The organism is Paenibacillus marinisediminis, from assembly GCF_054343325.1.
Genome location: NZ_JBTGUH010000001.1, coordinates 521890 through 545708, shown reverse-complemented (window position 1 = coordinate 545708; position 23819 = coordinate 521890). Strand labels below are relative to the sequence as shown.

The following is a 23819-nucleotide window of genomic DNA, read 5'->3' as shown; positions in this document are numbered from 1 at the left end:
TAATTTTTGACATCGTATTACTTTAGATGCTCTATTATCAGTCGCAAGCCCAGCAATAAGAACTGTAGGAAGAATCACAGCTTAATGTGCGAGGTGTATGCGTTATGACTATGGAAAGTCAACTGAATCGGTTTCAAGTCAATCCGGAAAACGAACGCAAGATAGATGCTCTTCTTGCTCAGATGACGCTGGATGAGAAGACCGGGCAGATGAACCAACGCGGATCGTTGAAAGATACCGACATCCAGATGATTCGCGAAGGGAAGATCGGATCATTCCTCAATCTCAGAGGTGCAGACCATGTCAATGAGCTGCAGCGGATCGCGATAGAAGAATCGCGGCTTGGAATTCCTCTTATCATTGGGGATGATGTCATCCACGGCTACCGAACGACATTCCCGATTCCGCTTGCAGAAGCATGCAGCTGGAACTTGTCCCTCATGGAGGAAACGGCAGCAATTGCTGCGCTGGAAGCTTCGACAGAAGGCATCCATTGGATATTTGCGCCGATGGTCGATATTTGCCGGGATCCCCGTTGGGGCAGAATCGCCGAAGGGGCTGGCGAGGATACATACTTAGGATCACAGATCGCTCGGGCTAGAGTCGCTGGTATTCAGCGCAACGGATGGACGGATAGGCCTTGGATTACGGCTTGCCCGAAGCATTTTGCCGCATACGGCATAGCCGAGGCGGGAAGGGATTACAACACCGTCGACGCATCCGAAGCGCGGTTGAGAGAGATGTACTTCCCTCCATTCCAGCACGCGTTGGATGCGGGAGCCGGAACGATCATGTCGGCATTCAACGACTTGAACGGTGTTCCGTGTACGGGAAATCGTTGGCTGCTGCGCGATGTATTGCAGAAGGAATGGGCATTCCCTGGATTCGTCGTCAGCGATTGGGAATCCATCGACGAGCTGGTGCAGCACGGATACACTCCAACAAGAGAAGATGCGGCATTGAGAGCGGCCGTCGCAGGGGTGCATATGGATATGCACGCGAGAGTCTATAGCGAAAATGTAAGCGCTCTAATTGAGCGAGGGGTATTGTCCGTAGAGGTGATCAACGACGCGGTCCGCAGGATCTTGCGAGTTAAGTTTGCGCTGGGGCTATTCGATCGGCCGTACACCGATCCGCAGCTGATTGATTCCATTATGATGAATCCTTCTCATGTAGAAACGGCAAGAGAAATGGCGCGTCAATCGATTGTTCTGCTCAAAAATGAAAATCGATTGCTTCCAATGTCCAAATCAGTGCGTAAGCTCGCTGTCATCGGACCTCTAGCCGATCGCCGAGACGCGCTGCTCGGCTGCTGGGCCGGTCAAGGCAGAAGCGAAGACGCTGTATCTGTACTTCAAGGCATTCAAGAAGCGCTGTCTGAAGAGGCGGATATCCTTTACGCCAAAGGATGCGACATATGGGAAGGGTCGGATGCGGAGCTTGCCGAAGCCGAGCAAACCGCCAAACAAGCGGACATCGCTGTAGTCGTAGTTGGAGAAACAGCGGACATGAGCGGTGAGAACAACAGCCGAGTGTCGCTCGACTTGACGGATCCTCAGCAGAAGCTGCTGGAAGCTGTCTATGCAACAGGCGTACCGGTCGTCGTTGTGTTAATAAACGGCAGACCGCTGTCGATACCGTGGCTGAAGGATCATGTTCCGGCTATTGTGGAGGCATGGCATCCGGGAATTCAAGGAGGCGCTGCCGTAGCCGATGTGCTGTTCGGAGATGTTAACCCGAGCGGCAAGCTGGTCGTCACGATTCCACGTACGGTCGGCCAAGTGCCGATCTCGTACAACATGAAGAAAACAGGCAGACCGCAGATGAGAAGATATGCGGACTGCGAATATACGCCACTGTATCCTTTTGGATACGGCTTAAGCTACACAGAATACGAGTACAGCGATCTTTCACTAACCAAAGAACGGATAAGCATTCGTGAAAGCGCTGCCGTCAGCGTGCGAGTTTCGAATAAAGGCGACCGTGACGGAGAGGAGATCGTGCAGTTATACATTTGCGATGAGTTCGCCAGTTTAACTCGACCGGTCAAAGAACTGAAAGGCTTCAAGAAAATCAACCTGAAAGCAGGGGAAAGCAAGACAGTCACTTTCACCCTTGATGACGAAAGCCTAGGCTTTATTTCACCGGAAGGGAAGCGGATCGTAGAGCCTGGATACTTCACTTTATGGATCGGGCCTCATTCGGAGGAAGGGCTGGAAGGAAGATTGGAAGTTTATTAGTTGGTTAAACGGAGGTATGTCGAACAATGTCTATTTCAAATGAAAGATTATTGTCAGATTCTGTTCAGCAGCTATTAGAAAAAGAGAGCAGGTCATGCTTCGATTTCTTCTGGAACGAAGTGAATACGGTTCCTGATAGTCCTGGCTATGGATTGATCCGTGACCGTGCGCCTGGGCGGCCGGATATGGCCAGCATCGCCTCGATTGGCTTCGGATTGACAGCTTATACGATCGGCGTCGAGCGGGGCTGGGTTGATAGAGATGCCGCTTATACACGTGCATTAGGTACGTTGAACACGTTGCTGGAACATGCTGATAGACGCCACGGATTCTACTTCCACTTTTTAGATATGAACACAGCAAGACAATACAGGGATTGCGAAGTGTCGGTTATCGATACGGCGATTCTCATATGCGGGGCTATATCTGCCGGCGAATATTTCGGCGGCGAGGTGAAAACGAAGGCGCAGCAGCTCTATGAGCAGGTGGAGTGGGATTGGTATTGCAATCCGGAAACGAATCAGTTCTATATGGGCTACAGCGACGAGAAGGGCGCGCACTTTGGAAAATGGGATCATTACGCAGAGCAGTTCATGATGTATTTTCTGGGCGCGGCATCGCCGACACACCCGATCGATCCGGAAATGTTTTATCAGTTTGAACGCTGGTTCGGAACGTACGGCGAGATCGGCCCGATTATACATAGCAGTCAAGGGGCGATATTTGTCTATCAGTTTTCCCATGCGTGGTTTGATCTAAGGGATAAAGTCGATCGCGACGGAATCGATTGGTTCCAGAATTCTGTTCTCGCATCGCTCGCAAGCCGACAATTCTGCATCGACCGTTCTGAACAGTACAAGACGTTCGGAGCGAATTCATGGGGGTTAACGGCTTGTGATGGACCGACAGGGTACAGCGGCGGTTACGGGGCCGATCCAAATATCAATGAACACGATTTCGTCGATAGTACCATTCCTCCTTGCGGCGCGGCCGGTTCCATCGTGTTCACGCCAGATGAATCGATCGAAGCATTGATGCATTACTCGACCATTCCTTCCTTGTGGGGGACCTATGGATTTCAGGATGCTTATAATTTCGACGTGTCGCCGGCTTGGGTAGCGAGTGATGTAATCGGAATCGATAAAGGGATCACGCTCTTAATGATTGAGAATTACCGGACGGAGTTGGTATGGAAAACGTTTATGAATAATCCGTTCGTACAGAGCGGGATCGCCTTGACCGGGTTCACGAAGAAGCTGTAACAAGGGTCATAGGAAAGGTGGTGACGCCGGGAATCCTTTAACTGTATGTAACCGCATGCAATATTAGAAACCGTAAGAAACAGGTGGTCTTAGTCAAATCTATTTTTTCACTAGGAATGGATTGATAGGAGGAGTAGACAATGGATTATTCAATTGCATCTTTTTCTTTTCACGGATTAGCAGGACGGGGCATGATGGACGTTTTTGGTTATTTAGAAACAGTAAAGTACCGGTATCACCTGAACACAGCCGACATATGGAGCGGTATGTTAACGAGCTACGAAGAAGAATATCTATTGAAAATTAAAGAAGCGATGGACGAGAAAGAGATGACACTCGCGAACCTGTGCGTTGATGGCGCGCATTTATGGGAAGAGACGCAGGAGAAGCGGGAAGAAAACTATCAGAATGCGCTGAAAAACCTGCGTGCGGCGGAAATACTAGGCGCGAAAACGGTCCGAATCGATATGGGCGGCCACGGACTGGAAATGACAGATGAGCAATTGGCATACATCGTGATGCGATATAAGGAGTATTGCGAAATTGGCCAACGCTGCGGCTTTAAGGTTGGACCGGAAAACCATTGGGGAATATCACGCGTACCGGAAAACATTAAGAAATTAGTGGAGGCTGTAGATCATCCGTCATTCGGGATACTGCTCCACTTTGATAACTGGGACGTCGACAAAGAGAATGGCGACCGTTTAACTGCCCAGTATGCATTTCATACACATCTGGCCGCTTGGGTGATCCCAGCATGCGAAGAGAAATTGCAAATTCTGAAAGACGCGAACTACAAAGGCGTCCTTGGGATTGAGCATCATTCAGAAAAGAACGAATACAGCCAAGTCGCGTGGCAGCTGGCAACCGCTCGCAATACGTGGCTTAACCTGTAGCGGGTGATATTCGAAGAGGAGTGGTCTCATGAATAAGATTCGGATAGGCATCATCGGCGTAGGCATCATCGGAAAAGTTCATTTAGAGAATTACAAAAACATCGAAGGTGTCGAGATCGTGGCAGCGGCCGATATCGATGAGCCAGAACTGCAACGAGTAGCGGCACAATTCGGCATTCCTCATATCTATACGGATTTCCGCGAGATGCTGAAACGCGACGACATCGATGCGATCGATGTTGCGCTGCATAACAATCTCCATGCCCCAGCTACGATTGCCGCTTTGGAAGCGGGTAAGCATGTATACTGCGAGAAACCGATCGCTGGCTCTTACAAGGACGGTTTATCGATGCTAGAAGCGGCCAAGGCATACGGCAAAAAGCTGCATATCCATCTTAGTTTCCTATTTGCACCGGAGACGAAAGCAGCGAAATTGTTGATTGATCAAGGGAAGCTAGGCCGGATATACCATGTTCGTTCTTCCGGCTTCAGACGCCGGGGGAGACCGTACGTTGACGGTTACGCAACGAAATATTTCAATCAGAAGGAAGTCGCTGCCGGCGGCGCCTTGTTCGATATGGGAGTCTACCACATCTCCCGCCTGCTCTATCTGCTTCAGATGCCGAAAGTAAGCACCATTACCGGAAAAATCTATCAAGAGCTGGATATGGATGAGAAGCGCAGACAGATCAGCGGCTTTGACGTGGAGGAGCTCGGTGTTGGATTTGTCCGTTTTGAAGGCGGCCTGACGATGGATATTATCGAATCTTGGGCGATTCATATGAACGAATTTGAAGGCGACAGTCTGGCGGGTACGCTGGGTGGCGTCCGATTCCCAGGCAATGTGAATGGACAGCATGTGCCTTTCAGTTTCCATACGAACGTATGCGGGATGGATATGGACGGCCACTTCGATCTGGGAGCAGCCAATTACCGCTGGCACCAACTGCAGGACAATCCGGATGCTTACGATTCGTCGCAGCATCATTGGATCGCTGCGCTGCAGGGAAGAGTCGACTTGCTGCCGACTCCAGAGATCGCCCTGCAGACGATGCTGATTAGCGAAGGTGTGTACTTGTCGGATCGTTTGAACCGAGAAGTGACAGCAGAAGAAGTGATCGCGATGTCCGCTGCGTGTTCATTAGACATTTAGCTGCTAGCAAGTGATTTTCATTATATAGAAGAGGTGAAGGAGAATTATGAAAAAGGTTTATTCACTTTCAATGGCTCTCATATTATGTTTTAGCGTGTTCCTGTCGGGATGCGGAAGCAGCAATAACAGTACGGATTCCAGCCAATCGAAGGATACGGGTACAGAAAGCGCTCAAACTGAAAATAAGTCGGAAGAGACCAAATCCGATGAAGTTGTAACGATCACTTACGCATCCTGGGCTGATCCAAAGGTCGAAGATCAACGAATTAAAGCGTTTGAGGCTGCACATCCAAACATCAAGGTCAAGCGCGACGAATCCATTACATGGCCATGGAACGAAAAGCTGTCAGCTGCAGCCGCAGCCGGAAAAATGCCCGATGTATTTTGGGTGTTTGACATCGCTCCGGGCGTCGTTAACGGATGGTTAGAAGATTTGACGCCTTACTTGGAGAAGGATCCTGAATATAGTCCGGAAATAATTTACGACAATGTCATGCAGACGGCCAACTATTACGGGAAGCAGTATGCCATGCCGCACGGATTGTTTGCGCAATTCATGCTGCTTAACGTAGATATGTTTGAGAAGGAGAACATTCCAATTCCTGCTAATGACTGGACGATCGAAGAATTCCAATCGATTGCGAAGAAGCTGACGAAATACAATGAACATCAGTTCGGGATGTCAGGTCATTGGGGACTGCGCGATATGCTTGCTTCCCAAATCGATCCTTCACTAGGTTGGAAGACTTGGGATGGGGAGAAATATAACTTCGACAACCCTGCCTATGCGGAAGCTATCAATCTTGTAAACGATATGGTCTATAAAGACAAAGTTACACCTGATGCCTACACTCCGGAAGAACGTGAGAAGTGGTACGGTAAAGACGTTTCGCCATGGAATGTATCTAAGGTAGGTATGATCTTGGATGCCAACTGGGCTTTCCCAGGACACGCGAAAAACTTGGACTTCGAATATGTTGTAAAGCCGCTTCCTAAAGGAGAAGGACAAAGAGTACCGCTCGTGGTCGACTATATCGGGATGTCGAAGAACTCCAAGCATAAAGAAGCAGCGTTCGAGCTTGTAAAGTGGATGAGCTATTCCAAAGAAGGCTGGCAGAACCGTTTCGAAGTAGAAGAATCGGTCAGCTCGATGCCGATCATTAAGGATCAAGAGCTTTGGGATGCTTATCTGAACCATGAGGACGTGCCGGAGGGCATGAAGGAAATTGTAGACATGATTCCAAACGGATTTATTGATGCTCATAAGTCAGTGCCGGGATATCCGCAAGTAATGGATATGATCAATCCATACATGACGCAGTTCGAAGAAGGAACGGCCAAGCCGGAAGATCTTGCAGACGAGTTCCAGAAAAAGGCGATGGCGATCAACGATGACGCGTGGAAGCAGATCGAAGCGGCCGCTAACAAGTAGTTTCATAAATTGTAAACAGGTATGAGTGATGTCCTCTTTCCCGAAATGGGAGAGAGGACATCCAACATTACGGTTAGAAGGAGCGGCCCATGAGAAAAAAGATGGCTACAGCTGTTCTTATTGTTCTTGCTCTACTCGTTGTTACATTGAATCAACCGATGGGGCAACTGCCGTTTGCAAACGCCGACGGTCCTGACCCAACAAAGGCATTTCTCGAATCCATGCGAGTTGACGGGAAGGACGGAAACCGTTCGGCCGCCGAAACGGTAGAACGATCAAATGCTGCGCGACATACCGAGAATGTTGTGGAAGAGCATTATTCGACAAGCTTAAGCCGTTGGAGCACGGAAGTAAAGTCTCAGCAGACCGCATTTAAAACGGTCATTCCCCCTTCCGAATTTATCGTGAAGCAGCAAGATTCTCTGCAATCTGAGCTCAATGGCGAAAAGCTGGAGCAGCCTGTGTTGATGTGGGACAAGGACAACGATGAAGTGAAATTGATTGTAGATGTTCCTGAAGACGGGCTGTACGAAATGCAGATAGATTATTATACGCTTCCGGGAAAGATGACACCAGTTGAACGAGGCATTAAGATCAATGGCAAATTCCCGTATTTTGAAGCACGAAGAGTTGTATTTCCGAAGAAATGGAAGGACCAGAATGCGGAATTCGACCGTGACGAGATCGGAAACGATTTATTCTCCTATCCTGTTGAAGAGGCCGGATGGCAGAAGGAAAGCTTGAAGGACGCCAGTTATTTGTTTGACGAACCATTGAAGTTTCATTTGAAGAAAGGAAAGAATGAAATATCTATGGTGTATGTGAGAGAACCCGTCGTATTGGGCAATGTCACGATCAGTTCTCCTACAGTAGTACCAACTTACGAGGATTACTCGCAGATTAATGACGGGGTAGATGGAGAATCGTCTCTATCTATATATGAGGCGGAGCATCCGTATACGAAATCCGACTCCTCCATTCAGGTCGCAGCCAGCTCTGATCCGAGCGTAACGCCGAATCGCAGCGGGCTCATAACACTGAACACACTTGGAGCAGATACATGGAAGAATGGCGGCCAGAGTGTAACTTGGAAAATAAACGTCGCGAAAACAGGTTATTATGAAATCGCTTTCAAATATAAGCAAAATTTGAAAATCAATATGCCCGTATTCAGAACGATCGAGTTAGACGGGCAGGTTCCCTTTATCGAAATGCTGGACTATCCTTTTGCCTATAGTTCCAGTTGGAAGAACGAAATATTGTCGGATAAAAATGGGGCACCTTACCGGTTCTATCTAACGGAAGGCGAGCATGAAATGAAGCTCATCGCCAATGCCGCGCCATATCAGCAAGTCATTAGCACCGTGAGAGAAGTCATGTCTGATGTGAATGACCTCTCGCTGCAAATCCAAATGGCGACGGGGAATACGCTCGATGTGTATCGAGATTGGGACATCACGGAGCAAATTCCTGATGTTATTGATCAGTTAAACGGATTAGCCGAACGATTGGACGAGCAATATGCGTATCTGGAGCAGTTAAGCGGTCAGAAGCCGGACGATGCTCGAAACTTGAAGCTGGCCTCTGAGCAATTGAAGCAGCTTGCTCTTGAACCGAAAGAAATTCCTGTTCGTTTCGCTCAGCTGGCGCAAGGATCAGGTTCGGTCACACAGAAGCTCGGAGATTTGTTGACAACACTGCCTAGCCAGCCGCTTCAACTGGACAAGTTTTACGTTTATTCCGGTCAAAAGCTGCCTTCGCCTACCGCGACGTATTGGCAAGGGCTGAAGGCATCGGCAGCTGGTTTCATCCAAACCTTTACGACAGATTACACGAAATTCTCGAGCGATGATGAGGATGCCATCGAGATATGGGTGAACCGGCCTAGACAATACGTCATGCTCATGCAGCAGCTGGCCGATCAACAGTTTACACCTAAGACAGGGATAAAGGTGTCGTTTTCGCTTATGCCTTCTGAGCAAAAGCTGATTCTAGCAAATGCGGCTGGCGATTCTCCCGATCTAGCCATGGGGGTCAACGAGCAGCTGCCTTACGATTTGGCCTTGAGAGGGGCGTTAACCGATTTAACGAAGTTCCCTGATTTTGAAGAGATCAATGAACGATTCTCACCAGGTGCCTTACTGCCGTTAACGTTTGATGAAGGGCAGTACGCTTTGCCGGAAACTCAAAACTTTTGGGTGCTGTTCTACAGGCAAGATATTATGGATGCGCTCGAGCTGGAAGTACCGGATACATGGAAAGATGTACTCGATATGCTGCCTAAGCTGCAGCGATATGGTATGAATTTCTTTGTTCCGTTGTCTGATGCGAGTGCGATGAAATCGTTCAGATTGACAGCACCGTTTATTTATCAGCAGGGTGGAGAACTGTTCACCCAAGACGGAATGAAGACGGCGATCGATAGCGAAGAGGCGCTGGACGGATTTAAATTGATGACGGATCTGTTCACGATCTATAATTTGCCGCTTCAAGTGCCGAACTTCTATAACCATTTCCGGGAAGGAAGCCTTCCGATCGGCATCTCCGACTTTAACACGTACATTCAATTGACAACGGCGGCGCCGGAATTAGCCGGATGGTGGAAGATTGCTCCATATCCTGGAATAGAGGACGAGAACGGACAGGTTGTGCGTTGGGCTCCGGGAACCGGACAGTCGGTCATTATGTTTAACAGCAGCAGTAAACAAGAAGAAGCATGGGAATTTATGAAGTGGTGGACATCTGAAGAGACACAGGTGATCTTCGGCAACTCAATGGAAACGATTTATGGTTCATCCTATCGTTGGAACACGTCCAATCTGAACGCTTTCGAACAGTTGTCTTGGCCGGAAGAAGATATTCAAGTCATCCTTGAACAGTGGGAGTGGCTGAAGGACATTCCGCATATTCCAGGCGACTACATGCTTGATCGGGAATTGAGCAATGCGTGGAATAAAGTAGTCTTTGATGGAGACAATCAGCGGAAGGCGTTGGAGGACGCGGTTCTATTAGCTAACCGTGAGATCAAGAAGAAGCTGGAAGAGTTCGGTTATATCGTGAACGGACAAACGGTACAAACCATAACGGTTCCGACAATCGAATACAACGGTGCAAGGGGGGATGACGTTGAACACGGCAACTAGCAATCCATTAAATCAACAGCTGAAGCCAAAATCAAGAACGAAGTCCAGCTTCAAGGCTGGTCTTAAAAGGGAATTGAGCGCGTATCTGTTTGTCGGTCCCTTCGTAGTGATGTTTCTATTATTTATAGTCATCCCGGTAATTGCCGCCATCGTGCTCTCATTCACTTACTTTAATACCGTTCAGCCGCCTGAATTTATCGGTCTGAAAAACTATGTAAACTTGCTGACGCAGGATAACGTCTTTATGATGCATGTCCTGCCGAACACTTTTAAATTTTCCTTGATTGTCGGTCCCGGCGGATATATCCTATCGTTCTTTCTCGCTTGGATGCTTACGCAGATACCCAAAAAATCGCGCATGCTCATGACGTTGGCCATTTACTCGCCTTCCATGACGGCAGCCGTCGCGATGGCTGTTGTATGGCTGGTCGTATTTAGCGGCGACGCAACCGGCTATTTGAATCATTTTCTAATGAGCATTGGCATGATCAACGAGCCGATCCAATGGCTGCAATCTCCGGATTATATTATGTGGACGATGATCCTTGTCACGCTGTGGAACAGCATGGGTGTAGGATTCTTAGCGATGATGGCCGGTATTCTCAATATCAACAAAGAGCAGTACGAAGCTGGCTACATCGACGGAATTAAGAACAGGCTGCAGGAAGTGTGGTATATCACGATTCCGAATATGAAGCCTCAGATGCTGTTCGGTGCGGTAATGGCTGTTGTCGGCACTTTCCAGGCCGGCGCGATCGGGGTTCAGCTCTCAGGATCGAATCCAACACCGCAATATGCGGGTCAATTGATCATCAACCATATCGACGACTATGGATTTATACGATACGACATGGGGTATGCATCCGCCGTTTCGGTTGTGCTGCTCATCGTCGTGTACGGATTATCTAAATTCTGTTGGAGGCTGTTCGGAGAAAAAGATTGATGATGCGAAATTAGTAGAGAAGGTGAGCGACGATGGCTTCATTCCAAGGAAGTAAAATTAATCCAAGCAGGTTTGATCGAAGTCAGTTCAAGTTTTACTTGTTTCTGATCCCGTTATCCTTCTTCATGATCCTTCCGATCGTGTTTATCTTCACACAGTCGTTGAAGCCGATGGATGAGTTATTTCTATTCCCCCCGCGTTTCTGGGTAGAGAAGCCGACATGGAATAACTTCGTTCAATTGTTCGAAGCGACGAGTGTAACGGCCATTCCGATGATACGGTACTTGTTCAATAGTATCGTCGTGACAGTTTGTGTCGTATTTTTCAGCATTATTATCAGTGCGATGGCTGGATTTGCTCTATCTAAATTGAAATTCAAGACAAAGAAACTGTTGTTTGAAATGAATATTATCGCGATCATGTTCGTGCCAGCGGCGGTTACCATTCCAAGATATTTTATCGTCAGCAAGTTGGGATTGACCGACACGATGATGGGGCACATTCTTCCGTTGCTGGCTATGCCGGTCGGTCTGTTCCTCATCAAACAGTTTATTGATCAGGTTCCGGATGCCTTAATCGAGGCGGCGCAGATTGATGGGGCGAACAATTTTACCGTATTCACTAAAATGATTATCCCCATGATAATGCCGGCGCTTGCAACCGTAGCGATCTTATCGTTTCAATTGGCGTGGAACAACACGGAAACTTCGCAAATATACATGAACAGCGAAAGTATGAAGACGTTCGCGTTCTATATGAGCTCCTTGTCATCCAACATGGGCAATAAGGTTGCAGGGCAGGGGATGGCTGCTGCAGCGGCACTCATTATGTTCATCCCTAACTTGATCATCTTTATCTTCATGCAAAGTAAAGTGATCGATACGATGTCACACTCAGGTCTGAAATAAGGAGGGCGTGTAATGAATCGAATGAAAAAGGTTATATTCTTGCTCATGGCCGTCCTGCTCCTATTCAGTCCGACTGCGGCGTTCGCTCAAGTTCCTTATACAACGCTGACTTTGACGAGCGATTACGATATCGTGCAAACGCAAACCGCCTATCAGCCAGTAGGTGTCGTCGACGGTTATGAGATTATCGAGATAGACCCGGATACAGGTGAAGCTGTTCAAATACCGCTATCCAGTCCGGAAGATATATTCATTGATAATCAGGATCGCGTCTACGTCGCGGATTCGGACAACTCCCGAATTGTCGTGTTCGATTCGTCAGGTCGCTACATACGTTCTTTTGGACAGGATGTGTTAAAGAAACCGACTGGCGTATTCGTCACGGACGACGGACTTATCTATGTCGCTGACGAACGCAAAGGTGCTGTCGTGTGCTTCGATCAAGAAGGTAACGTCGTGAAAGAATACGGAAAACCGGACTCCGCTTTGTACGGGAAAGACAATCTATTTAAACCGGTTAAAGTCATTGTCGATAAGCGGGGCAATCTGTACATCGTTGGACAAGGGATTGTGCACGGATTAATTCAAATGAGTCAGGAAGGCGAATTTCTCGGTTTTTTCGGTGGGAATCAGACAGGCTTCGACTTGAAACGGTATTTGCAAAAAAAATTCTATACCGATGCTCAGTTGGACAGGATGATCAAGAAGCTTCCGCCTTCAGCAACGAATGTGGCGATAGATGATGAAGGGCTCGTCTATACGAGTACGGTCGGCGTAAAGAGCGAAGAAATTAAACGTTTAAACGTAGCTGGCAAAAACCTATTGCCGTCCAAATCATACTCTATCAACTATAAAACGTCGATTGCAGATATTACCGTCGACAAGATGGGTAACATTTTCGCTGTAGACAGCGAATCGGGATGGGTATATGAATATGACCGGGACGGTAATCTGTTGTTTATGTTCGGAGGAACGGACACAGGAAACCAGCGGATGGGCTTGTTTAAATCTCCTTCCGGCATTGCCGTCAGCTCAGAAGGTAATCTGTACGTGCTCGATAAGCAAAGAAACAACTTTCAAATCTTAAAACCGACTGAATTTACCGGTCTCGTTCATGAGGCAATCGGTTACTATTTGGACGGAAAATACGTGCAAAGTGAGGAACCGTGGACGGATGTGCTGAGACTGAACAGCATTTTTGATCTAGCCCACACCGGCATCGGTATGGCGGCTTTCAAGAAAGAAGATTATGCTACGGCGCTGGAACAATTTGAAGTAGCGAATAACAAGACGTACTATTCCGATGCGTACTGGGAGATTCGCCGCACTTGGCTAATGAGCAATGCGTCGAAATTTATGATCGGGTTTGTTATCGCTATCGTGGCGTGGTATATATTTAAAGCTCTGCACCGCAAATACGGTATCGCGAATGCGATTGTGAAAAGGTGGAGTTCATTCAGGAGCAGGACGCTGGTTGCTCAGCTTCTGCAAGTGTTCCGGATGCTGCGGCACCCGATTGACGGCTACTGGGAGATAGAAGCGGAGAAGAAAGGTTCGGTGCTTTCCGCGACAATCCTGCTGCTGGTCATGGTAGGTGTTCATTTATTTAAAGTGTTTGAGACCAACTTCCTATTTTCCAATGTCGACTTGAAACAAGTCAATCTGTTGTCTGAAGTATGCATAATCGTGATCCCATTGCTTGCTTGGGTCGTATCGAATTACCTTGTCAGTACGATCAACGACGGAGAAGGTAAATTTAAAGATGTGTACAAGGGAACTATTTATGCCATGAGTCCTTATATCATTTTTACCGTTCCCGTAACGATACTGTCCAAAGGGCTTACCGAAATGGAGATCGTCGTCTATGACTTTGCGAATATGGCGATTGTGATCTGGTGCGCTCTGCTTATCTTCATCAAAGTGAAGGAAGTGCACGGTTATGAAATCGGCGAATCGTTCAAAAATATCGGCCTTACGATATTCGGCATTGCGGTAATGGGCATGATTGCCTTTATCTTATTCGGTTTATCCAATCAGGTAACAGATTTCATCGTTTCTATCTACCAGGAGGTGAAGTTGCGTGTCCATTTATAAAAAGATGTCCTTCGCCTGCCTTATCTGCTTCGTCGTTTTCGCTACAACCATCGCAGCCGCTTACAGTAATAATGAAGCGAAGACAACGCCTGTGATGCAGCAGGAAACAGCGCCGCAAACGATTGAGAACAAAGTGAACTCTTATACAGCTCCCGAAACGCCTATGACAGCGGAGCTGCCAAATAGAAAGGTTCCGAGCGGATTTGAGCTCGTGGCCGAGAACGAGAAGTTAATGCTGCATGTGGATCCAGCAACATTTTCCTTTACGGTAACGGACAAGAGCAGCGGGTATGTGTGGAGTTCGTTTCCTTCTGAAGAAGAGATGAATAAGGCGGAATTGAACAAAGAGTGGAAAAGAACGGTGCGATCTCCGTTTATGGTCGAATACTTCGGGGAAGATTCGCTTGCCAAGGAAGGAACCTTCTTCTCGTTAGACGGACAGGTGACGGAAACGGCTCCAGTCGAAGGTGGAATCCGCGGGACGTTTCAATTGAATAAAATACAGGTCAGTTTTTCTCTCGAGCTGCGTCTTGAGCAGGATGGCCTTGTCGTGTACTTGTCGAATGAGTCTGTTAAGGAGGAAGGGAAGTATAAGCTCGCTTCCGTTCAGATGTATCCGTTCTTCGGAGCGGTATATAAGGACTCCGTGCCGGGATATATCTTCATTCCAGATGGAAGCGGAGCACTCATCCGTTTTCAGAATGCACATATGCATTATGACGAGCCTTACAAAGGTAAAATCTACGGAACGAACGAGGCGATTCAAACGTCGGAAGGCTGGAACGATCCAGAGGAGGTCCGGATTCCCGTGTTCGGCATCGTGCACGGGGTGAAGCAGAATGCATTTGTAACCGTGATCGAAGACGGTAAGTACAATGCGCAAATTATCGCTTATCCTAGCGGAATCAACACGGACTTTTACCGGGTAGGTGCGAGCTTTGTATTCCGCGAACCGTATTATCAGCCTACGAGCAAAAATATGGGCGGCTTCGTGATGTTCGAGAAGGAGCGGGACACGCAGGACAAGCAGCTCCGCTATATGTTCTTATCTGATGATGATGCGGATTACATCGGAATGGCGAAGACATACCGCAATTATCTGGTCGATCGCGGTGTACTCGCCAAACAAGAGGTGACTTCCAATGACATGCCGATCCGGATCGAGCTGCTCGGTGCGGAAGTGGAACCGGGACTTGTCGGAACAGAGCTCGTACCGATGACTGATTTCGATCAGGCGAAGAACATCTTTACGCAATTTCAAGCGGATGGAATCAATGACATTGTGGCGGTGTACCGAGGCTGGGGCAGCGGCGGCCTGACCGGAAGCAATCCAAGCAAGTTTCCAGCGGAAAAGAAGCTGGGCGGAAATGACGGTTTGGAGAAGCTGCAGCAAGATCTGAAGGAGATGGGGATTCCGCTATACCTGCATGCCGATTATACACAGGCATATGGCAGCCAAAAGGGTTTCTCCGTTGGAAATGAAGCGGTTCGGAAGCCTTCCAACGAAATTGTTGAATTGAAGAACCAAAGCTGGTTTTTATCCGATAAGCTGCGTGAAATTTCTAAAATAAACTATATGAATCCGAAGGTAGCTGCAGAAATAGCGGGGAAAGATCTCAAGCAGTTTAATCAGCTTGGCATCGAGCATCTGGCCGTTGATAAGACGCCTGGCACACTGTTCGCTGATTACAACACCGCTAACCAAATGACGAGAAAGCAGTCAGCCGAGCAGTATCAGAATCTTGCAGGAACGTTGAAGGACGGCATGCAAGGGGTCTCGATGTATGAACCTAATGAATATATGTGGGGCCACGCTGACCGAATATTCGATGTGGCGATGAACTCCTCTCAGTTCATGTTCGCAACGGATACAGTACCTTTCCTGCAGATCGTGCTGCACGGTTATATCGAGTACTACGCGCCGATCGCTAATTTTTACGCCAGCCCGAAGGAAGAGATGCTGCGAATGATCGAGTATGGAGCTTATCCATCGTATTACTTAACGCATGAGCCGTCTTGGAAGCTAAAGGATACGCCTTCCAGCTCCCTATTCACTTCTTCGTTCGAGGATTGGGAAGGACAGGTCAATGGAGTGTACGAGCAAATGAATGAGGCGCTGAGCCAAGTGAAGGGCGCTGAAATGATCGATCGTCAAGTGTGGGATTGGGGCGTCGTTTCCGTTACATACTCTAACGGCGTTCAAATTATAGTGAACTATAATTCTCAACCGGTTCAAGTTGATGGAATCACAGTTCAGGGTCAGGATTTTGCTGTCAAGGGGGGAGACCATGAATAAGTCGTTTTTCCGAAGAAATCGAAAAACATTCGTAGGTCTCCTGTTTATCTCACCTTGGGTACTCGGCTTTATGTTGTTCATGGCGTATCCGATGATCTACTCCTTGTTTATGAGCTTCAATAAAGTGTACATCACGACCGACGGTATAGAGACTGAAGCGCTCGGGTGGGGCAATTATCAATACGCTTTTCTTACCGATCCGAAGTTTATCGAAGTGCTGGTTGGATTCTTGAAGGAAGTCGTCGTCATGGTACCGATCGTTATCGTGTTTTCACTCTTTGTGGCGCTGCTCATCAACCAGCCGATCAAGTTCAAAGGATTCTTTCGCGCCATCTTCTTCCTGCCGGTCGTCATTACGAGCGGACAAGTGATTAATGAACTGTTTAACCAAGGGGCAACGACGATTCCGCTCGTCGAACGGTACGGCGTAGTAGAACTCGTACAGAACAATTTGAGTCCTGCATTGGCCGGGCCGCTTATCGCCATCATCGAGCAGTTTATTCTGATACTATGGTTTTCCGGCGTACAGATCTTAATCTTTTTGGCTGGATTGCAGAAGGTGAACACGCAGGTTTATGAAGCGGCACAAATTGACGGTGCATCGCCTTGGGAAATATTTTGGAAGATCACGCTGCCGGAAATTAAACCGTTTATCCTGGTCAACATCATTTACACCATAGTCGATTTGTTTACGAACTCGATGAACGAAGTGATTACATTAATTAAAGATCAGATGTTCCAAGTGGACACAGGCTTCGGTTATGCCTCAGCGCTTGCCTGGATCTATTTCGCCATCATATTCGTCGTGCTTCTCCTGGTCATGTTGGTCTTGGGCAGAAACGAAAACTACAGTATCAAATCCGTACGAAAGGTAAGGAGGTGATCGGTCGTGAAGAAGATCAACGTACTTAGCTCTAGAAAAGGCCGGCCATTTGAGCTCCGCCATGCGGCAGTTAAAGCGAAAAAGATTGTGATGGGACGACAAGGCAGTGACGGATTGCTGTTCAAGGTGATTACGTATGCTCTGCTGATCAGTATTGGCTTTGTCTACTTATACCCAGTTCTGTACATGATCTCGCAAAGCTTCAAATCGCTTCAAGATTTGCTCGATCCGACAGTCATGTGGCTGCCGAAATCGATTCATTGGGACAACTACGCCAGAGCGTGGGAGGTTCTCGAGTATCCGAAGACGCTTGGCTATTCGATCCTGTTATCGCTGCTGCCGGCAATAGCCCAAACGGTAACATGTGCTCTTGTCGGTTACGGATTTGCTAAATTTAAGTTTCCCGGCAAAACGGTGTTATTCGGATTGATGCTGTTGACGTTCATCATTCCGACTCAAGTGGTTATGGTCCCTTTGTTCGTCCTGTTTGAACAGTTCGGCATGTTGGGAACGCCGCTGCCGATTGTCGCACCGGCCCTTCTTGCCGGAGGACTGAAGAGTGCATTGTTCATCTTGATTTACACGCAGTTTTTCAGAACGATACCAGACACGTTGGAAGAAGCGGCGCAAATTGATGGTTACGGGCATTTCAAAATTTTCTTCAAGATCATTTTGCCGATCTCGGTTCCAGCGATCGTCGTTGTCTTTCTGTTCTCATTTGTGTGGAATTGGAACGAGACGTATATGACTTCGTTATACTTGGGCGATAGTATGACGACGCTTCCGCTGCAGCTGCAGACGTTCGAAGACTCGTACAAAAAAGTGTTCTCCTCAGTCCAAATGACGGCGAACCCAGCGGCAAACATTAACGAATCGATCAAGATGGCGGGAACCGTGCTGATCATATTGCCGTTATTATTCTTATATCTATTTGCACAGAAATGGTTTGTCGAAGTCATTGATAAGACTGGTATTACGGGAGAATGAGCGCGCAACGAATATACGCAAATTTACCGCTTACGAGTATATCTACTTAAGTGTATAATAGAAATTTGACAGTGAGAATCGGTTAGGATATGATTTTCATAATATTAACAGTAAACCAGAGGTAATATATGGCAACCATTAAAGATATAGCAAAAATGCTAGGAGTTTCAATTTCTACCGTTTCATACGCCTTGAACGGCAGTCCCAAAATTAGCAAGGAAACTCGGGACAAGGTGTTGGAAGCGGCGGATCAATTAGAGTATAAAAAAAATGGGTTTGCCTCTGATTTAAAACGGAATCGTACCAAAACGATATTATTTACGGTAACGGACCTTGCTGGACATTATTATCGGGAACTGGTGCAGGGCATTCAAGAAGTGGTGGTGTTTAATGGTTACGACCTTGTTGTTTGCAGTGCAATGGGGGGAGATCATTCGACAGCGGTCAAGTATTTAACGGAGAAGAGAACCGATGGAGCCATTATTCTTGCTCATAACATCAGTGAAAAAATCATCAGCCAATCGGCGCGGCAGTCATTTCCAATCGTGCTGCTCGATCGGATCATACAGCATGAGTATATTACCTCCATTGACGTCGATAATGAGTCAGGAGCCCATCAAGCCACGGAATATTTAATTGAGCTTGGGCATAAGAATATCGCCTATGTGAGCGGTGTTGTGGAGTCTCGGCTGATGAAGCTGCGTCATAAAGGGTACGTAAGGGCGATGGAAGAACATGGACTCGGGCATAAAGCTCAATCCTACTTTTTAAGTGGATTCAACATGGAGAGCGGCTATAACTCTATTAAATTGTTGATTGCTCAGGGTCGTCTTCCCAGCGCCATCTGCTTTGCGAACGACGAGATGGCGATTGGAGGGATTCGGGCTTTTCACGAAGCCGGAATTGATGTACCAAACGATATTTCCGTTATCGGTTTTGACGATATTGAATTAGCGCAGCATATTAGACCTGCCTTGACGACGATTAAACAACCGAAGTTTGAACGCGGGGCAGCTGCAGCCAGGTTAATATTCCAGAGATTAGAGGGACACCCAGCGGAGCAGTATGTTCAGATGAAGACTGAATTAATCATCCGCGATTCTTGCAAACCTTTGTAAGAAACAAGATTGTACGACAATTGTATATTTGAGCTTAGGCAGCAAGTGCTATAGGGGCTGTCCCAAAAGTAGATTTATTCTACCTAAGGGGCAAGCTCCTTTTTTACGTAATTACTCAAAAACAAAAAAAACAACAGTTTCAGAGGCTATGCCCTGACTGCTGTGCTCTCAGTGCATTCCTTACTTTTGCGAATGAAAATTAGTTTTTCACCATTTGCGCATGTCCACGTATCCTCTTCTGTGTTAAATTCCTAATTATCGATCTTACTAATATCCTTCTGCCAACTTTTAGCCGGGAGCGGACACACGAGCCGCTATTTGCAGCAAACACCACTAATTCGCCATACTAGCGGACCGTAGAGCCGTTATTTGACCTGAATAAGCAGTTTAGAGCTAGATTCCAAGCAAATAGCGTCATCTGTGTCCGCAAGCCCTCAAAAAATACCCCGAAATCATGAAATAGCGGCCCCTGTGTCCGTTCAAGCGCGGGTTATACGGTCTTGCTATCACTCAGCTAATAGAAGCCGGGGTTGACGTAAGCTTTGAATGTACTATCAAGCTTATTTACACAAGTATAAGGAGCGGCTGCCTTTGTTCATAGCAAACAGCTATAGAAATGCTGCTGAACATCACCAAGTTATTGTGGAGGATCTTTCACGAATATTGAATAAAGCACAGCAATTTACGATCAATGTGTTTGATCATGAACTTCGTCAATTGGACAAGAATGGAGGATTAGAAAGCTGTCTTGATGGGCTGGATATGAAAAAAGTCAGCCTCTCATCTCACTTAACAGGATGAGAGGTCATCTATTTTGAATTACATTGTTTTAAACATGACTAAGCCCAATGCTCTCGCTTCTCTCTGAAATGCGGGGCAGCTCCATATAAAATATAAAGTGTCCGTTGTGATGCTTTAACCCGAGTCGCCCTCCATGCAGTTCAACGATATTTTGGGCAATCGACAGTCCCATACCAGCGCCGGGCTGCCCGTGATTGTCTTTTCTCGACGGATCTGCTTTATAAAACCTATCGAACAGCAACTCTTCCTGTTCTTCCGCTATCGGTTTACCGATATTTTCGACCGCAAAATAAATATACGGCTCTTCCACGGACAGCCGCACCGTAATTTCACCGGGCTTGATCGAAAACTTGAGCGCATTCATCAAGAGGTTATCGATCGCACGGACCATGTTCTCTGTATCGATATAACCGTAGATGGGTTTAGAATCGTGAATCGTACGAACCGTAAGTGAATTTTCCAGAGCAATCGGTTCAAATTCATTCATGATCTGTGTAAGCAAACCGGTCAAGTCCATCTTCGTAAAAGAAAGATGCGTCGATCCGCTCGTTAATCTGGTGTATTCAAATAAATCATCAATCAGCTTCTTCAGCTGTTGCGATTTATTGTAAGCGTTGTTGATATAGCGCTTATGTTCTTCGAGATTCTCGTAGTTGTCATTTTTCAATAAATTCAAATAGCCTATAATACTGGTCAACGGTGTACGCAGATCATGCGAAACATTCGTAATCAGCTCCATTTTGGAGTTTTCGATTTGGCGCTCACGCTCCATTTTGTCCTGCAGCTGCTCGGCCATATAATTGATGCTCTTCGCGACCTCACTTAGCTCATCTTCATTGGATATCGGCAGCCGATAGTCCAGATTTCCGCCCGCGATGGTCAAGAGACCATCGGCGAGCATCCGCAGATAACGCACCATGGGTCGCGTGAACAGAAAGAAGAAAAACATAAATGAAGCAACCATGAATATGAAATCACCGAGCGTCCCAAACAAACTATTGTCGACAAGATTGAGAAGCCCTATTAAAGTTATCATCATCATAAAGCTCAGCAAAGCTGCCCAGAACATTCGAATTCGAATATTTTTTCTTCCGCTAAGTTTGGAAAGGATCCTGCTCTTCCAATTATTATTCAACTTTATATCCCACTCCCCAGACGGTTTTGATGTACCTCGGCTCTCGCGGGTTGTCTTCGATTTTTTCGCGAATATTGCGGATATGGACCATGATCGTATTATCGGATAGAAATTTGTCCTCTTTCCATACGCTCTGGTATATTTTATCGACATGAAACACATGACCGCGGTGGCTCGCCATCAGCTCTAGAATGGAGAATTCAAGCGGTGTAAGCGATACTTCTCTGCCGCGCACCGTCACAATATGGCGATGTTTATCTATGATCAATTCGTTAATTTCGATAATCCCGCTGTCAGACACAGACTTACCGCTGCTCCCTCCCGTCAGCTTCTGCCTGCGAAGCTGGGCCTTCACCCGTGCGATCAGCTCCAGCGGATTAAACGGCTTGGCGACATAGTCGTCTGCTCCCGTCGTGAGTCCGGTGATCTTGTCGATATCTTCGCCTTTGGCAGACAGCATAATGATCGGGATGTTCAACGTTTCACGGATCTTGAAGCATGCCCTCATCCCGTCGAGATTAGGCATCATCACATCCAATATGATCAGATCAACCGTTTCGCGCTGCAATATGTCCAAGGCCTGCATGCCATCCTCAGCCTCTAATACGTGAAACCCTTCATTTCGCAGAAAAATATGAACGATATCGCGAATTTCCGGATCATCATCTACGACAAGCACTTTCTGAGTCATGCTTCATCTCTCCCTTGCCATTTATGCAGATTCGAAGTATAGCGGATGATTAAATATACGATAGCAACCACGAACAGTATCCATAGCAGCTTTAATCCATAACGATACACGAATTCGCCGATTTCCTGCACATGATCGCCGACAAATCGGCCGACGATGAAAAAGATCGCCGTCCAGACCAATCCCGATGTAAAGGAGAACAAGGCATAGCGTCTGAACGTCATCCGGTTAAGTCCAATTACGTAAGGCATGACATGACGTAGAATCGGAAAGAAATAACTTATACATAAGGAGAAACTACCATATTTATGCGTAAGTGTCTCAGATAAATCAATATATTTGTTCATTTTATTCCGTCTGCGCAAGCGATCGAGCACCGATCTTCCAAGCAAGCGGCCCAGCACATAGCCTAACGATAATCCGGAGACAACGCCTAAATAGGTCAGAACAAATGCGGGAAGAGTGTGAAGCAGACCGTTTGCCGTCACAGCCCCTCCTGTCATCACGACAACCTCATCAGGAATCGGCATGCCGACGATGCCGAGCCACAAAGCGAAGAACAGTGCTGCATAACCGAAATGCTGAATGAACCATAACAACGCCTCATATTTCATGACTGACACGCTCCATCTTGCGAAACCCGAATATTTTACGCCCGATCACATAATAGAGCATTTCCGACAGTAAAATACCTCCAACAGCATCCATCAAGACGTGTTGCTTCACAAACAAGGTGGATAAAATGATCATCCAGGAGGTTATGAATGTCGCTGTTGTTGCACGTCTACTCAGCTTGCATTGATAGGCCGCCTTCAAGACGATATGGCTAGTCAGCACATGGATACTTGGGAAGCAGTTATAGGGCGCATCTGTCGAATACACGAAACGGACTAGCCAGTTCAGCATGCCATCGCTGCCGATTTCCGGCCGTAACATCATCGTCTGGAATATCGAATAAATGAGGAAACATATGACGAGGCCGATACAGGTAAGTGTCAGGCTGCGATAATAGACGCTCCGGTCCTTCCGGAAAAAAACGACGAGCATCAAGAAGATATACGGGTACCAAATCAGATATGGAATAATGAAAGAAGGTACGAAAGGAATGAAATGATCCCATGCGGTGATCAATTGAGTGACATGCGGGCTCCCTTGATTAAGGATACCGTAGAACACATTTAAGATTGGAATAGCAAGGAGCCAGGCCAATGGGGAATAGGCAATAAGCTTTTGTTTCATCCGGTATCAACCCCTTTGGCGGCATACGTATACGAATGCCGGCGGTATATTCCAAGGGACGTAATGAATGTGCTCTATCTCGAACAAGCTGCTAAGCAGTTTCCTCATCTGCTGCGAATATTGAAAGGCGATGAACAAGCCGCCTGGCTTCAAGGAAGCCGTGATTTGATTCATCAGCTGATAGCGCAATTGCTGCGGAAAATTGAAAAACGGCAGTCCGCTAAAAATGCAATCCAGGTGCTCGATGTGTTCGGCACGCAGCGCATCTTGGAGCTTACATGCATCGGCGTAACAGGAAAACGCAGGGAACTGTTTAGCTAATTTGCTGCGCAGGGACGTATCTTGCTCGAACAACAGCACCTTCGCATTCTCCCAATTGGCTGCATCGATATATTTGGTAATGGCACCGGTACCCGCCCCAAGCTCAGCGATATGCTGGACCTGATCCCAATTTACCTGCTCGATCATCTTTAGGGCCAGAAAACTCGAGCTTGGCGTTAGGCTGCCGATTAGTTTGGGCGCACGTGAAAATTTGTATAGAAACAACAGCTTCTCATGAATATGTTCCATCATAAATTTTCCTCCTTCAGTTGAGTAC

General features: G+C 47.1%; 19 protein-coding genes. 14 read left to right on the top strand and 5 right to left on the bottom strand.

Annotated elements, in window-relative coordinates; all coding sequences use genetic code 11:
* Positions 1-104: 104 nt before the first annotated feature.
* From bglX to ACXX53_RS02415, 14 genes are all read left to right on the top strand, one after another.
* Positions 105-2240 (top strand): beta-glucosidase BglX, encoded by a 2136-nt coding sequence (gene bglX, locus ACXX53_RS02480; protein ID WP_458567011.1) that lies wholly within the window; start codon positions 105-107, stop codon positions 2238-2240.
* Between the two features lie 26 nt (positions 2241-2266).
* Positions 2267-3502: a glucoamylase family protein gene (locus ACXX53_RS02475; protein WP_458567010.1), complete on the top strand. Its 1236-nt coding sequence runs from the start codon at positions 2267-2269 to the stop codon at positions 3500-3502.
* 140 nt (positions 3503-3642) lie between these two features.
* On the top strand, positions 3643-4398 hold the full coding sequence (locus ACXX53_RS02470; RefSeq protein ID WP_458567009.1) for a sugar phosphate isomerase/epimerase family protein: 756 nt from the start codon (positions 3643-3645) through the stop codon (positions 4396-4398).
* Positions 4399-4426: 28 nt separating this feature from the next.
* The gene (locus tag ACXX53_RS02465) at positions 4427-5551 is read left to right on the top strand and encodes a Gfo/Idh/MocA family protein (protein ID WP_458567008.1); all 1125 of its coding nucleotides are present in this window, start codon (positions 4427-4429) and stop codon (positions 5549-5551) included.
* 46 nt (positions 5552-5597) lie between these two features.
* The gene (locus ACXX53_RS02460; RefSeq protein ID WP_458567007.1) at positions 5598-6983 is read left to right on the top strand and encodes an ABC transporter substrate-binding protein; all 1386 of its coding nucleotides are present in this window, start codon (positions 5598-5600) and stop codon (positions 6981-6983) included.
* 89 nt (positions 6984-7072) lie between these two features.
* Positions 7073-10126 carry an extracellular solute-binding protein gene (locus ACXX53_RS02455; RefSeq protein ID WP_458567006.1) on the top strand — a complete coding sequence of 1018 codons (3054 nt, stop codon included), beginning with the start codon at positions 7073-7075 and terminating at the stop codon, positions 10124-10126.
* Positions 10110-11069, top strand: a complete 960-nt coding sequence (locus ACXX53_RS02450; protein ID WP_458567005.1) for a carbohydrate ABC transporter permease — start codon at positions 10110-10112, stop codon at positions 11067-11069. Before ACXX53_RS02455 ends, ACXX53_RS02450 begins: the two co-directional genes overlap by 17 nt.
* Positions 11070-11101: 32 nt before the next feature.
* Entirely contained in the window at positions 11102-11977 is an 876-nt protein-coding gene (locus ACXX53_RS02445) for a carbohydrate ABC transporter permease (RefSeq protein ID WP_458567004.1), read from the top strand.
* A gap of 12 nt (positions 11978-11989) precedes the next feature.
* Complete coding sequence (locus ACXX53_RS02440) at positions 11990-14071, top strand: YIP1 family protein (RefSeq protein WP_458567003.1); 2082 nt, start codon at positions 11990-11992, stop codon at positions 14069-14071.
* On the top strand, positions 14058-16367 hold the full coding sequence (locus ACXX53_RS02435; protein WP_458567002.1) for a DUF5696 domain-containing protein: 2310 nt from the start codon (positions 14058-14060) through the stop codon (positions 16365-16367). The genes ACXX53_RS02440 and ACXX53_RS02435 overlap by 14 nt, the downstream gene beginning before the upstream one ends.
* Positions 16360-17250, top strand: a complete 891-nt coding sequence (locus ACXX53_RS02430; protein WP_458567001.1) for a carbohydrate ABC transporter permease — start codon at positions 16360-16362, stop codon at positions 17248-17250. Before ACXX53_RS02435 ends, ACXX53_RS02430 begins: the two co-directional genes overlap by 8 nt.
* A 6-nt stretch (positions 17251-17256) precedes the next feature.
* On the top strand, positions 17257-18237 hold the full coding sequence (locus ACXX53_RS02425; protein WP_458567000.1) for a carbohydrate ABC transporter permease: 981 nt from the start codon (positions 17257-17259) through the stop codon (positions 18235-18237).
* 128 nt (positions 18238-18365) lie between these two features.
* Positions 18366-19355 (top strand): LacI family DNA-binding transcriptional regulator, encoded by a 990-nt coding sequence (locus tag ACXX53_RS02420; RefSeq protein WP_458566999.1) that lies wholly within the window; start codon positions 18366-18368, stop codon positions 19353-19355.
* 591 nt (positions 19356-19946) lie between these two features.
* The gene (locus ACXX53_RS02415; protein WP_458566998.1) at positions 19947-20156 is read left to right on the top strand and encodes a hypothetical protein; all 210 of its coding nucleotides are present in this window, start codon (positions 19947-19949) and stop codon (positions 20154-20156) included.
* Between the two features lie 28 nt (positions 20157-20184).
* Here ACXX53_RS02415 and ACXX53_RS02410 read toward each other — a convergent pair whose 3' ends face one another.
* The 5 genes from ACXX53_RS02410 to ACXX53_RS02390 all read right to left on the bottom strand — a co-directional run bounded on the left by ACXX53_RS02410 (position 20185) and on the right by ACXX53_RS02390 (position 23791).
* The gene (locus tag ACXX53_RS02410; protein WP_458566997.1) at positions 20185-21198 is read right to left on the bottom strand and encodes a HAMP domain-containing sensor histidine kinase; all 1014 of its coding nucleotides are present in this window, start codon (positions 21196-21198) and stop codon (positions 20185-20187) included.
* A gap of 85 nt (positions 21199-21283) precedes the next feature.
* Positions 21284-21982 (bottom strand): response regulator transcription factor, encoded by a 699-nt coding sequence (locus ACXX53_RS02405; protein WP_458566996.1) that lies wholly within the window; start codon positions 21980-21982, stop codon positions 21284-21286.
* Positions 21979-22596, bottom strand: coding sequence for a DedA family protein (locus ACXX53_RS02400; RefSeq protein ID WP_458566995.1), 618 nt, complete (start codon positions 22594-22596; stop codon positions 21979-21981). Before ACXX53_RS02400 ends, ACXX53_RS02405 begins: the two co-directional genes overlap by 4 nt.
* On the bottom strand, positions 22586-23221 hold the full coding sequence (locus tag ACXX53_RS02395; protein WP_458566994.1) for a phosphatase PAP2 family protein: 636 nt from the start codon (positions 23219-23221) through the stop codon (positions 22586-22588). The genes ACXX53_RS02400 and ACXX53_RS02395 overlap by 11 nt, the downstream gene beginning before the upstream one ends.
* A 6-nt stretch (positions 23222-23227) precedes the next feature.
* Entirely contained in the window at positions 23228-23791 is a 564-nt protein-coding gene (locus tag ACXX53_RS02390) for a class I SAM-dependent methyltransferase (RefSeq protein ID WP_458567659.1), read from the bottom strand.
* Positions 23792-23819 lie beyond the last annotated feature (28 nt).